This is a genomic window from Pseudomonas sp. CJQ_9 (assembly GCF_043106615.1).
In the GTDB taxonomy this organism is placed as follows: Bacteria; Pseudomonadota; Gammaproteobacteria; order Pseudomonadales; family Pseudomonadaceae; genus Aquipseudomonas; species Aquipseudomonas juntendi.
Window position 1 is genome coordinate 41,812 of the sequence record NZ_JBICMS010000069.1, and the last position, 12,022, is coordinate 53,833.

Below are 12,022 nucleotides of genomic sequence, written 5' to 3' on the forward strand. Positions count from 1 at the left end.
GAGTAACTTCCTCTATCTTAACCAGAATTAACGTACGCGCAGCATGCGCTCGACTTTTGCCACGTCGGACGGGTGCAGCAAGCTGGCACCGCGCAGTTGACGCTTACGCTTGGTCGACATTTTGGTCAGGATGTGGCTCTTGAAAGCGTGCTTGTGCTTGAAGCCCGAAGCAGTCTTCAGGAAGCGCTTCGCAGCACCGCTCTTGGTTTTCATTTTTGGCATGTTGGAACTCCGCATTCGATAAAATTACACATAATCATCAGGCCTGCCGTGCCCGGGAGATTATTTCTTTTTCTTGGGGGCGATGACCATCATAAGCTGGCGTCCTTCCATCTTAGGATGCTGCTCAACGGTGCCGTATTCGGCGAGGTCGGCTTCGACCCGCTTCAACAGCTCCATGCCCAGCTCCTGGTGGGCCATCTCACGACCACGGAATCTCAGAGAGATCTTGGCCTTGTCCCCATCGGTAAGGAAACGTACCAGGTTGCGTAGTTTTACCTGGTAATCCCCATCCTCCGTCCCTGGACGAAACTTGATTTCTTTGATCTGGATCTGTTTCTGGTTTTTCTTGGCTTCGTTAGCCTGCTTCTTCTTCTCGAAGAGGTGCTTGCCGTAGTCCATCACCTTGCAGACAGGTGGTACTGCGTCTGCAGAGATTTCTACCAGGTCCAGCTTCGCTTCATCAGCGATACGCAGCGCTTCATCAATCGAGACGATGCCAACTTGCTCGCCGTCTGCGCCAATTAACCGAACCTCGCGGGCCGAGATATTCTCGTTGATCGGGGCCTTCGGTACAGCACGCTTATCGTTTCTCATTTCACGCTTAATAGTCATTACTCCGATTCTTGGCGACCACGCCGGGAAACCGCTTGATTCAGCAGCTCAACGAACTGGGCGACGGGCATGGAGCCCAGGTCAGCACCTTCGCGAGTGCGCACAGCGACGGTTTGCGTTTCGACTTCGCGGTCCCCTATAACCAAAAGGTACGGGACCTTGAGCAAAGTATGCTCGCGGATTTTAAAGCCGATCTTCTCATTTCTCAAGTCCGACTTGGCACGGAAACCGCTACCGTTCAGAGATTTCTCCACCTGAAGGGCGAAATCGGCCTGTTTGTCGGTGATGTTCATGATCACCGCCTGGGTCGGTGCGAGCCAGGCCGGGAACACGCCAGCGTAGTGCTCGATCAGCATGCCAATGAAGCGCTCGAACGAGCCGAGGATGGCGCGGTGCAGCATCACCGGGCGCACGCGGCTGTTGTCTTCGGCGATGTAGCTGGCATCCAGGCGCTCTGGCAGGTTCGGATCGTACTGCAGGGTACCGCACTGCCAGTTACGACCGAGGCAGTCACGCAGGGTGAACTCGATCTTCGGACCGTAGAAGGCGCCTTCGCCTGGCTGGTATTCCCACTCCAGGCCGGATTCGTTGAGGGCGTCGGCCAATGCACCTTCGGCACGGTCCCACAGCTCTTCGGAACCGACACGCTTGGCCGGGCGGGTGGACAGCTTCATGGCAATGTCGCTGAAGCCGAAGTCCTTGTACACGTCCAGGGTCAGCTTGATGAAGTCGGCTGCTTCTTTCTTCACCTGCTCTTCGGTGCAGAAGATGTGTGCGTCGTCCTGTACGAAGCCACGTACACGCATGATGCCGTGCAGGGCGCCGGATGGCTCGTTGCGATGGCAGGCACCGAACTCGGCCAGGCGCAGCGGCAGGTCGCGGTAGCTTTTCAGGCCCTGGTTGAACACCTGCACGTGGCACGGGCAGTTCATCGGTTTTACCGCGTAGTCGCGGCTTTCCGACGAGGTGGTGAACATGTTCTCGGCGTAGTTGGACCAGTGGCCGGAACGCTCCCACAGAATACGGTCGACAACCTGCGGGGTCTTGATTTCCTGGTAGCCGTTTTCGCGCTGCACGCCACGCATGTACTGCTCGAGCACCTGGTAGACGGTCCAGCCGTTGGCGTGCCAGAACACCATGCCCGGGGCTTCTTCCTGCAGGTGGAACAGGTCGAGCTGCTTGCCGATCTTGCGGTGGTCGCGTTTTTCGGCTTCTTCGATGCGCTGGATGTAGGCTGCCAGCTGCTTCTTGTCCGCCCAGGCGGTGCCGTACACGCGCTGCAACTGCTCGTTCTTGGCATCGCCACGCCAGTAGGCGCCGGACAGCTTGGTCAGCTTGAAAGCCTTGAGGAAGCGGGTGTTGGGCACGTGCGGGCCACGGCACATGTCGACGTATTCTTCGTGGTAGTACAGGCCCATGGCCTGTTCGTCCGGCATGTCTTCGACCAGGCGCAGCTTGTAGTCTTCGCCACGGGCGGTGAAAACGTCGATGACTTCGGCGCGCGGGGTGACCTTCTTGACCACGTCGTAGTCTTTGTCGATCAGCTCCATCATGCGCTTTTCGATCGCAGCCAGGTCTTCAGGGGTGAAGGGGCGCTCGTAGGCGATGTCGTAATAGAAGCCTTCGTCGATCACCGGGCCGATCACCATCTTGGCGGTCGGGTACAGCTGCTTCACCGCGTGGCCAACCAGGTGGGCGCACGAGTGGCGGATGATCTCCAGTCCCTCTGCATCTTTAGGGGTGATGATCTGCAGGGTGGCGTCGTGGCTGATCAGGTCGCAGGCGTCGACCAGCTTGCCGTCGACCTTGCCGGCCACGGTGGCCTTGGCGAGGCCTGCACCAATGGATGCGGCGACATCGGCTACGGATACGGCGTGATCAAACGAACGCTGACTGCCATCGGGAAGAGTAATAACGGGCATGGCGCCTCCTCTCCTAGTGGTGACCCCTACCAAAGGTCACGTGGGTTGGGATGAGCCAGTACAAGATCCGACCTGCCTTCCTGCAAAGGAAGCCTGCCTCACAGTGGCAGAAGCCTTTCGGCTTGCGAGGGACGAACCAGAGTGACTGGAAAGAAAAATGGCTACGCCCGGCAAAGGCGCGAACACAAGCCGAGCATGCTAGCACGCGGGTTGCACCGCCGGCAGAAATATTTGGAAATTACAGGGTCGGGGTGAACTAACCCCGAAAAAGCCCTATCAGACTTTGGGAAGCAACCTACTCTTGATGAGACCTTAACCCAAGGAGTAACTGGTTATGCGAGTTCCGTCTCTTCTGGCCCTGGCGGCCACTGCTGCCCTGCTGCTGCCGGTAGCCGCGAACGCTGGCAACTTCCCACCGGGGAAAGAGGCCGGCTACATGGCCCAGTGCAAGCAGGTGGCCAGCGGCCAGGGCGTTGATGCTGCGACTGCAGAGAAACACTGCGACTGTGGCGCCCAAGCCATCAAGAAGAACTTCACCGATGCCGAAATTGCCGACCTGGACAGCAAGGATGGCGTGGACGCCAAGCTGATGCAGAAAGCGCAAACGGTTGTGAAACAGGCCTGCGCACCAAAGGGCTGAAACCTTAAAGCCAAAGTCGGCCGGTAAATCTTTGAGCTGGATCAATATCCGGCGAAGGTAAAAGGCGCTAGATGCGCAGAAATGGACTATGATACGTCCCGTGCTCCGTAGCCTCGGCCGCATTGCACCACCGAAAAAACTAAATGTTCTGGAGATTCACCCATGTCCAATCGCCAACAAGGCACCGTCAAATGGTTCAATGATGAGAAAGGCTACGGCTTCATCACCCCACAAGGCGGCGGCGACGACCTGTTCGTTCACTTCAAAGCCATCGAATCTGACGGCTTCAAGAGCCTGAAAGAAGGCCAGACTGTTTCCTTCGTCGCCGAGCGCGGCCAGAAAGGCATGCAGGCTGCACAGGTTCGTCCGGAGTAATTCGGATAGCTGTAAAAAAACCCGCCCTCGTGGCGGGTTTTTTTATGGGCGCGCCCAAGGCCCATGGCGCTCCGCTTTTTTGTACAAACGTCCTTGTGTCGCGATGGGCAGCGCAGCGGCCCCGGCGATTTGGCCGGTAGTGCTGCGGGGCCGGGCCGGTATCATCGAACGATGTAGGAGCGGGTTTACCCGCGAATACGGGGGTGCCGGCGACGCACAATGCTGGCAGAAACTGGCCAGGAGGGCCGGCCCTTTCGCGGGTGAATCCGCTCCTACAACGGGCGGGGGTGGCCGAGAGTCCTGCGGAGCCGGGCCGGTATCATCGATCGATGCAGGAGCGGGTTTACCCGCGAATACGGTGCTGCCGGCAACGCACAATGCCTGGCAGAAACTGGCCAGCAGGCCTGGCCCTTTCGCGGGTAAACCCGCTCCTACGAGCTGAATCAGCCGCAGTTGACGCGGTTGACCACACCCTGCTCATTGACGTTCAGGTTCAGGCGCTCGGACCGGTACTCCAGGGTTACCACGTCGTGCGGCTTGAGAATACGCGCCATTTGCGAACCACTGGCCTTGCGCGCCTGCTCCAGCAACTCGGCACTGGCTTGCTTGCCCATGGCAAAGTCTGCGCCGCTGGCATCGCAGCGGCCGTCGTTGCCGGCCGGCGCAGCCGGTGCAGCCCCACCGGCGTTACCACCAGCATCGCCACCAGTGCTGCAACCAGCCAGGACAGCAGCCATCGCCAGGGTTGCCAGGTAAGCACGGGTACGGAACATGAAGCCTCCTAAATCGGTATGGGAATGTCTGATCCGACAGTTCCGCTCATCGTTTGTTGCAAAACCGGTCAAGTCTGCCTGAACTCGATCAACGAAGGGGAAAAGCAATCGTGACCGGATTTTGCACAACCCGCTGCGTTTGCCATATGCTTAGCGCGCACGGTCACTGGCGCAAAGCCATGATTTGCTGCAAGAAGTGGAGTGCATCCCGCCTCCATCGAACACCAGGGTCAGGTGTTCACCCCTTCGTTCCGGGCCCCTAGCGAGAGCTTTTCATGAGCAGCCACACCATCGATGCCGATATCAAGGTCAAGTGGGCCGAGGGCCAGAGTGCGTACAGCCCTGGCACACCAGAGGAGTTGCTGTTGATCGGCATCGACCTGCTGGTGCGCGACCGCGGCCCCGAGGCAGCACGCAGCTTCATCGAGCAGGTGCTGGAGCGCTACGCCCCGCACGCAGCTATTGCAGCCGCGCCAACCGGGCGCTAAGCAGGTCGAAGAGGCCTTGGGCGTCACCCTGCTCCACCCACAGCACATTGGCCGGCTGCTTGAGCACGCCGTACCAGTCAGCGACGGTCTGACCAAAGGTCGGGCCTTCGCGGCTGTCGATGCTCAGGTGAATGCGCCGGCCGCTGAACAGTTCGGGCTTGAGCAAGTAGGCAATGACGCTGGCGTCATGCACCGGACCGCCGGGCATGCCGTACAACGCCATGTCGTGCTTGATATACACGTTGAGAATGTCCACCACCCGCTTGCTGGCTTGTGTATTCACCGCCGCCAACTGCTGCAGCCGGGCGTCGCTTGTCAGCAGCTTGTGGGTGACGTCCAGCGGTAGATAGGTCAGTTGCACCCCGCTGGCCAGAACCACCTGGGCTGCATGGGGGTCGGCGTACAGGTTGAATTCTGCCGCCGGCGTGATGTTGCCGCCGTTGAAGTGGGCGCCGCCCATGACCACCACCTCCTTGATGCCCTTGGCAATCTCCGGGCGCTGGATCAGCGCCAGGGCCAGGTTGGTCTGTGGGCCGAGCATGGCCACGGTGATGCTGTGCGGCTTGGCAGCCGCCAAGGTGTCTATCAGGTACTGCACGGCGTTGCCGGCGGCCAGCGGGGCTTTCGGCTCATGCACTTGAACGCCGGCCAGGCCTTCTTCGCCGTGCACCTCTGCGGCATAGACAGGTGCGCGCACCAGCGGGCGGCCGGCCCCCGCGTAAACCGGGATGTCTTCGCGGCCAGCCCATTCGCGCGCCAGCCGCGCGTTGCGGGACGTTTTATCCAGGCGCACATTGCCGGCCACGGTGGTGATGGCGCGAATATTGAGTTCCTCTGGCGAGGCCAGGGCCAGGAACAACGCGACCACGTCGTCGGCACCGGGGTCGGTGTCGATGATCAGGTCGATGGGGGCAGCCTGCAAGCTGGTGGCAGTGAGCATGAAAGCGAGTCCTTGAAGCCAGGGCTTGAGCATGGAATGGCACTCCTGTTGCCTTTGGTGAAAAACGGCCGACGCGCCGGGCGGCACCGGCGGCTGGTCAACGGGTCAGAACGTGACGCCGGAAACCAGCGCGATATTGCTGTAGGGCTGGCACTCACCGGTACGCACCACCGCGCGCGCACTGCGCGACAGCACCTTGAATGCTTCATGGCTAAGCCATTCGCGCTTGCCCAGCTTGCCCTTGAGACGCTCGAGCTCGACCAGCGCTGGCGGCACCACTTTCTGCATTTCCTCGGCCAGCACATGCCGCTCCACCTGAAGCTCGCTCAGCACGGCCCGCAACACACTGGCGAAGTCCGGCAAGCCAGGGGTGATCGCCAGGTCGATCATTTCCACGCCTGGCGGCACCGGCAGGCCCGCATCGCCGATCACCAGGATATCGCCATGGCCCATGCCGGCGATGGTGCGCGACAGGGCAACGTTCAGCAGCGGGGTTTTCTTCATGGCACCAGCTCCGCCAGGTAAGGGATTGATGGCTGCGCGCCAGCGCGTGTCACCGACAGCGCCGCAGCACGCTGGCCGAAGGCGATGGCCTCGCCCTCCTCCAGACCACGCACCAGGCCCGCAGCGAAGCCGCCAATGAAGGTGTCGCCAGCAGCAGTGGTGTCCAGCGGCTGCACCACCGGCGCGGGGTAATGCTGGTGCCCCTCGGGCGTTACCAGCAACGCCCCTTGCGCGCCCAGCGTGACGATCACCTTGCCCGCCCCCGCCTGCAGCAAGCGCTCTGCGGCAAGCTGCGCGCTAGCCTGGTCGGTCACCGCAATGCCGGTCAGCGCTTCGGCCTCGCTTTCATTGGGGGTGAGGTAATCGATGAACGCGAACCATTGCACAGGCAACGGGCCGGTGGCAGGCGCCGGGTTGAGAATCACCTGCTTGCCCAGATCGCGCGCCCGCTTCAGCGTCCAGGCCACTGTCTCGACCGGCACCTCCAACTGGCAGATGACCACCTGCGCAGCCTGCAACAACGCCTCAAAGTGCTGCACCGACTGCGGCGTTAGCAGGCCGTTGCCGCCGGGGATGATGACAATGCAATTCTGGCTGGCGGCATCCACGGTGATCAGGGCTACACCGCTGGACACGCCCGGGCAGGTACTGACGCCCTGGCAGTCGATACCTTCTGCGGACAATGCCTGGTGCAACTGGCGGCCATAATCATCATCACCGACATTGCCAATCATCGCCACGCTGGCGCCCAGGCGCGCAGCCGCTACGGCCTGGTTGGCCCCCTTGCCGCCCGGCACCGTGAAAAAATGCTCACCGGGCAGGGTTTCGCCGGCGCGAGGCAAGCGCTGGGCGCGGACCACCAGGTCCATGTTGAGGCTGCCGACCACCACAACCTTGGCATTCATGACAGTTCCTTAGCGTTAGCGGTAATCGTTGAACAGGTCCGGGCGCGGCCCGGTGGATTCGCGCAAGACAATGCGCGGGGCGACGATGCGCTGCTCGGCCATGCCTTGCCGGGGTGTGCCGATGCGCGCCAGCAACAGCGAGGCAGCGCTCTCGCCCAGTTCGCGGATCGACTGGCCCACGGTGGTCAACGGCGGGTACACGTAGCGGCTGAGCTCGATGTCGTCGAAGCCGATCACCGACAGTTCGCCGGGCACGTTGATATTGCGTTCGGCGGCAGCGCGCAGCACGCCGAAACCGATCATGTCGTTGCCCGCAAAAATGGCCGTAGGTCGCCGCCCCTGCAACATTTGCGCAGCGGCGGCATGGCCGCCCGGGCTGGTGAAGTCGCAGTGCAGCACACGGTCACTGTGCACCGGCGCCTGCGCCTCGGCCATGGCCCGATGAAAACCGCGCAGGCGCAGCTGGGTTACCCCGGTATCGGCGGGGCCGCCGATATAGGCGATGTCGCGATGCCCCAGGGCCAGCAGATGCTGGGTGGCCAGGTAAGCGCCGTGCTCATGGTCGATGCGCACCAGGTCAGCGTCCACCCCTTCCAGCTCGCGGTCGACGATCACCATGGGCGTACGTACGCCGGCCAAGCTCTGCAGCAGGTCGCTGTCCTCGCCCACCGAAGCCACCACCAGCCCGTCGATGCGCTTCTCCAGCAACACGCGCAGGTAGCTGCGCTGCTTTTGCGGGTTGTCGTCGGAGTTGCACAGAATCACGCAATAGCCGTTGCGTTCACAGGCATCCTCGATGCCCCGCGCCAGCTCGGCAAAGTAAGGGTTCACGCTGCTGGGCACCAGCAGGCCGATGGTCGCCGTGCTACGAGCCTTCAGCGAACGCGCCACGGCACTGGGCACGTAGTCGAGTTCGACAATCGCAGCCTCCACTTTCTGCCGCACCTGCTCGCTGACCGGTCGGGTCTTGTTCAATACATGGGACACCGTGGTGTAGGAAATACCCGCCAGTGCCGCGACATCTTTGATGGTTGCCATGTTGTCAGTTCCGCCGGCCTGCACGCCGGCTACGGTAAGTGTCGAGCACCACGGCAATGACGATCACCGCCCCGGTGATGATGCGCTTGGTCGGTTCGCTGGCACCGATCTGCGCCAGCCCAGCGGCCAGCACGGAAATGATCAGCACGCCGAAGAAAGTGCTGATGACCGAGCCGCGCCCGCCCATCAGGCTGGTGCCGCCGATCACCACGGCGGCAATGACCTGCAGTTCCAGGCCAGAGCCCGCATTGGGGTCGGCCGCCTCCAACCGGGAGATCTGGAACAGCGCAGCCAGCCCGGCCAGCAGGCCCATCAGCGCGAACACCAGCACTTTGTAGGGCCGTGGGTCGATACCCGCCAGGCGCACGGCCTCTTCATTGGTGCCGATGCCGATCAGGTAGCGGCCGAACACTGTACGGGTCAACACCAGGTGGGCCAGCACGATCACTAGCAAGCCGATGATGAACGCTGGCGAGATGCCGAAGGCGACCGGGTTGGAGAACCAGGCATAGGCATCGCCGATGTAGGCGGTGCGCGAGTCAGTGAACTGGTAGGCCAGGCCGCGGGCCATTTCCAGCACGCCGAGCGAGACGATGAACGACGGGATGCGCCAGGCCACGGTCACGCTGCCGGTAATGCTGCCGGCCAGCGCAGCCACGGCCATGCCCAGCAGCGCGGCGGGTAGCACGCCCCAGCCCCAACCGAGCATGGCCACGCTCACCGTCGACGCAGCCAGGGCCAGCACCGACCCCACCGACAGGTCGATACCGCCGATGATCAGCACGAAGGTCATGCCTACCGCCAGTACCATCAGGTCCGGGATCTGGTTGGCCAATGTGCTGAAGGTGTTGTAAGACCAAAAGTGGCTGCTGAGGAACGAGAACAGCACGATCATCGCCAGCAAGGCGCCGGCCAGGCCCAGGTAGGTGCCCAGGCCATAATAGGAACCGTTGCGGCGCACGGCGGCGCCTTGGCTGTCGAGCGGTGTGGTTTTCATACGTCCATCCTGGGGGCTGCCTCATGCAGCAGAGCGTCACGTTTCTGATAACCGGCAAAGGCTGCCGCCAACAGTTGATCCTGCGTCCAGTGCTCACGGTCGAAGGTGTCGATCAGGCGGCCGGCAGACAGCACGGCAATGCGGTCGCAGATCAACATCAATTCGCGCAGGTCGCTGGACACCACCACCAGGGCCTTGCCTTGGCGAGCCAGTTCGGCCAGCAGGCCGTAGATGTCGAACTTGGCACCGACATCGATACCCCGGGTGGGCTCGTCGAACAGCAGCACCTGGCAGTCGCGCTCCAGCCAACGGCCGATCACGACCTTCTGCTGGTTGCCACCAGACAGCTCGCCAACCACCTGTTGCGCACCGGCGCTGCGAATACGCATGGCCTGGATCTGACGCTCGGCCAAGGCCCTTTCCGCCTCGCCGTCGAGCACGCCGGCCCGTGACACAGCGCCAAGGTTGCCCAAGGCAATGTTGGCGCTGATCGACTGGCTCAGCAGCAGGCCCTCGCCTTTGCGGTCTTCGGTGATCAAGGCTATGCCGGCGCGCACGGCCGCCTTGGGCGAATCGATGGTCACCGGCTGCGGTGGCTGGCCCAATGCAATGCTGCCGCTGTCAGCACGGTCGGCGCCATAGATCAGGCGCAACAACTCGGTGCGGCCCGCGCCGATCAGGCCAGAGATGCCGAATATCTCCCCTGCCCTGACCTCGAAAGAAACCTCGCGCACTTTGTCGGTGCGGGTAAGCCGGTCGACCTTGAGCAAGGGGGCGCCAAGCTGCCGCCGACCCAGGTCGATGTGCTCGCCCAGTTCGCGGCCCACCATGAGGTTGACCAGTTCGGCGCTGCTGTAGCGCTGGATGGGCTCGTCACACACCTGCCTGCCGTCGCGCAGTACGACAATCCGCTGGGCCACGCGCTGCAGTTCTTCCAGGCGGTGCGAGATGTACACGATGGCCACCCCCCGCGCGCGCAGGCGGTCGATCTGGGTAAATAACAGTTCCACCTCACGCGCGGTCAGCATCGCGGTGGGTTCGTCGAAGATCAGCACGTGGCAGTCGCCGATCAGGTTACGGGCGATTTCGACCATTTGCTGGTGGCCGATACCCAGTTCGCCGACCGGGGTATCCGGGTCGATCGCATCGAGCCCGACCCTGGCCATGGCCGCCGTTGCCAACTGGCGCAGGCGTTTGTGGCTGATCCAGCCAAAACGGCTAGGCAGGTTGTCGAGAAACAGGTTTTCCGCCACGGTCAAGGTTGGCAGCAGGTTCAGTTCCTGCATGACCATACGCACGCCAAGGCGCTCCGCCTCGCTGCGGCTGGCAGGGGCGTAGGCCTGGCCGCGGTAGATCATGTGCCCGGTGGTGGGGGTTTCCAGGCCGCTGATCAACTTGGACAGCGTGCTCTTGCCCGCACCGTTCTCGCCGGTCAGGGCCAGCACTTCGCCGGCCCGCAGGTTCAGGCTGACCTCGCCCAGCACCGGCTGGGCATAGGTCTTGCCAAGGCCGCTGGCAGCGAGCACCACTTCATTGGCCGATGCAGGCATGGCCGGTTCTCCTGGCAGGGTCGGGGCTACTTGGTAATGAGTTCGACTGGAGTCTGGATGACGTTGTCGGCATCCACGTCAGGCTTTTCGCCTTTGACCATTTTCAATGCGGCCTGAATACCGAATACGGCTTGCTGGCTGGCGGCCTGGTCAAGGGTGGCGAGCACGCGGCCATCGGTCAGCATCGGCTTGATGGCGTTGATATTGTCATAGCCGACCACTTGCACCTGGCCCGCCTTGCCGGCGGCACGCACAGCCGAAACCGCACCCAGCGCCATGCTGTCGTTACCGGCCAGCAGGGCCTTCAGGTCGGGGTATTCGTTGAGCATGGAAGCGGCGACGGCGTTGCCTTTGTCGATCTCCCAGTTACCGCTTTGGACCGAGACGATGTTCATTTCGGCGGCTTCCATGGCGTCCTTGAAGCCTGCCGTGCGCTGCTGGGCGTTGGTGGTGGTCGGCACCCCTTCGATGATGCCCACCTGGTCCCCGGCCTTGAGCTTCTGATGGGCCAGGTAGTCACCTACCATACGCGCCCCCTTGCGGTTGTCGGGGCCAACGAAGGGCACGCTGATGCCTTTGCTCTTGAGCAGCGCAGGGTCCAGGCGGTTATCGATGTTGATCACCACCACGCCTTTGTCCATGGCTTTCTTCACCGCTGATACCAGCGCCTTGGAATCGGCCGGGGCAATCACCAGCGCCTTGGCGCCGGCGTTGACCATTTGCTCGACGATGCGGATCTGTTCGCCAGTGTCGGTTTCGTTCTTGATGCCGTTGGCAATCAGGTCGAACTCAGCGGCGTGGCTTTTCTGGTAATCCTTGGCACCGTCTTCCATGGTGCGGAAGAACTCGTTGGCCAGCGATTTCATGACCAGGGCGACCTTGGGCTTGTCTTCGGCGTGGGCGGCAGAAAACGGCAGGGCAAGGGAGAGTGAGGAAACGACAGCGAGGGCCAGCAGACGACCGGGGAACGGCAGTTTCATGGACGATGACTCCGAATCTTGTTTTTTTATCGGATCGCAAACGTTTGCGGTACGTAACTATGGAAACAGTACCGGG

Annotated in this window: 14 protein-coding genes; 3 read left to right on the forward strand and 11 right to left on the reverse strand. The window is 62.1% G+C overall.

The features are described from left to right. Nucleotides 1-27 precede the first annotated feature (27 nt). From rpmI to thrS, 3 genes are read right to left on the reverse strand one after another with little or no spacing between them, the layout of a single operon-like run. Nucleotides 28-222 (reverse strand): 50S ribosomal protein L35, encoded by a 195-nt coding sequence (gene rpmI / locus ACF8SD_RS12070; protein WP_003250667.1) that lies wholly within the window; start codon nt 220-222, stop codon nt 28-30. Between the two features lie 60 nt (nt 223-282). After that, nucleotides 283-834 (reverse strand): translation initiation factor IF-3, encoded by a 552-nt coding sequence (gene infC / locus ACF8SD_RS12075; protein ID WP_012052879.1) that lies wholly within the window; start codon nt 832-834, stop codon nt 283-285. Beyond that, nucleotides 834-2,756: a threonine--tRNA ligase gene (gene thrS / locus ACF8SD_RS12080; protein ID WP_009685881.1), complete on the reverse strand. Its 1,923-nt coding sequence runs from the start codon at nt 2,754-2,756 to the stop codon at nt 834-836. The genes infC and thrS overlap by 1 nt, the downstream gene beginning before the upstream one ends. 334 nt (nt 2,757-3,090) lie before the next feature. On the opposite strand from thrS, the gene ACF8SD_RS12085 reads away from it, so the two are divergent. Further along, nucleotides 3,091-3,396 (forward strand): hypothetical protein, encoded by a 306-nt coding sequence (locus ACF8SD_RS12085; protein WP_392483658.1) that lies wholly within the window; start codon nt 3,091-3,093, stop codon nt 3,394-3,396. 162 nt (nt 3,397-3,558) lie between these two features. Then, entirely contained in the window at nt 3,559-3,771 is a 213-nt protein-coding gene (locus ACF8SD_RS12090; RefSeq protein ID WP_392483659.1) for a cold-shock protein, read from the forward strand. 443 nt (nt 3,772-4,214) lie between these two features. Here the strand turns inward: ACF8SD_RS12090 and ACF8SD_RS12095 are convergent, their stop codons facing one another. Then, a complete protein-coding gene (locus ACF8SD_RS12095; RefSeq protein ID WP_173889855.1) occupies nt 4,215-4,544 on the reverse strand; it encodes an I78 family peptidase inhibitor in 330 nt (109 codons plus the stop codon). 275 nt (nt 4,545-4,819) lie between these two features. On the opposite strand from ACF8SD_RS12095, the gene ACF8SD_RS12100 reads away from it, so the two are divergent. Next, nucleotides 4,820-5,032: a hypothetical protein gene (locus ACF8SD_RS12100; RefSeq protein WP_009685885.1), complete on the forward strand. Its 213-nt coding sequence runs from the start codon at nt 4,820-4,822 to the stop codon at nt 5,030-5,032. On the opposite strand, the gene ACF8SD_RS12105 is transcribed toward ACF8SD_RS12100, so the two are convergent. The 7 genes from ACF8SD_RS12105 to ACF8SD_RS12135 all read right to left on the reverse strand — a co-directional run bounded on the left by ACF8SD_RS12105 (nt 5,004) and on the right by ACF8SD_RS12135 (nt 11,946). Next, entirely contained in the window at nt 5,004-6,005 is a 1,002-nt protein-coding gene (locus tag ACF8SD_RS12105) for a nucleoside hydrolase (RefSeq protein ID WP_392483660.1), read from the reverse strand. The genes ACF8SD_RS12100 and ACF8SD_RS12105 overlap by 29 nt on opposite strands. Before the next feature lie 72 nt (nt 6,006-6,077). Beyond that, nucleotides 6,078-6,476: a D-ribose pyranase gene (gene rbsD, locus ACF8SD_RS12110; protein ID WP_009685887.1), complete on the reverse strand. Its 399-nt coding sequence runs from the start codon at nt 6,474-6,476 to the stop codon at nt 6,078-6,080. Beyond that, a complete protein-coding gene (rbsK, locus tag ACF8SD_RS12115) occupies nt 6,473-7,381 on the reverse strand; it encodes a ribokinase (protein WP_392483661.1) in 909 nt (302 codons plus the stop codon). Before rbsK ends, rbsD begins: the two co-directional genes overlap by 4 nt. A gap of 15 nt (nt 7,382-7,396) precedes the next feature. Beyond that, on the reverse strand, nt 7,397-8,419 hold the full coding sequence (locus ACF8SD_RS12120) for a LacI family DNA-binding transcriptional regulator (RefSeq protein ID WP_173889859.1): 1,023 nt from the start codon (nt 8,417-8,419) through the stop codon (nt 7,397-7,399). Nucleotides 8,420-8,423: 4 nt separating this feature from the next. Beyond that, the gene (locus ACF8SD_RS12125) at nt 8,424-9,416 is read right to left on the reverse strand and encodes an ABC transporter permease (RefSeq protein ID WP_173889860.1); all 993 of its coding nucleotides are present in this window, start codon (nt 9,414-9,416) and stop codon (nt 8,424-8,426) included. Next, nucleotides 9,413-10,966: a sugar ABC transporter ATP-binding protein gene (locus ACF8SD_RS12130; protein WP_173889862.1), complete on the reverse strand. Its 1,554-nt coding sequence runs from the start codon at nt 10,964-10,966 to the stop codon at nt 9,413-9,415. Before ACF8SD_RS12130 ends, ACF8SD_RS12125 begins: the two co-directional genes overlap by 4 nt. A gap of 26 nt (nt 10,967-10,992) precedes the next feature. After that, nucleotides 10,993-11,946, reverse strand: a complete 954-nt coding sequence (locus ACF8SD_RS12135) for a sugar ABC transporter substrate-binding protein (RefSeq protein WP_173889864.1) — start codon at nt 11,944-11,946, stop codon at nt 10,993-10,995. Between the last annotated feature and the right edge of the window lie 76 nt (nt 11,947-12,022).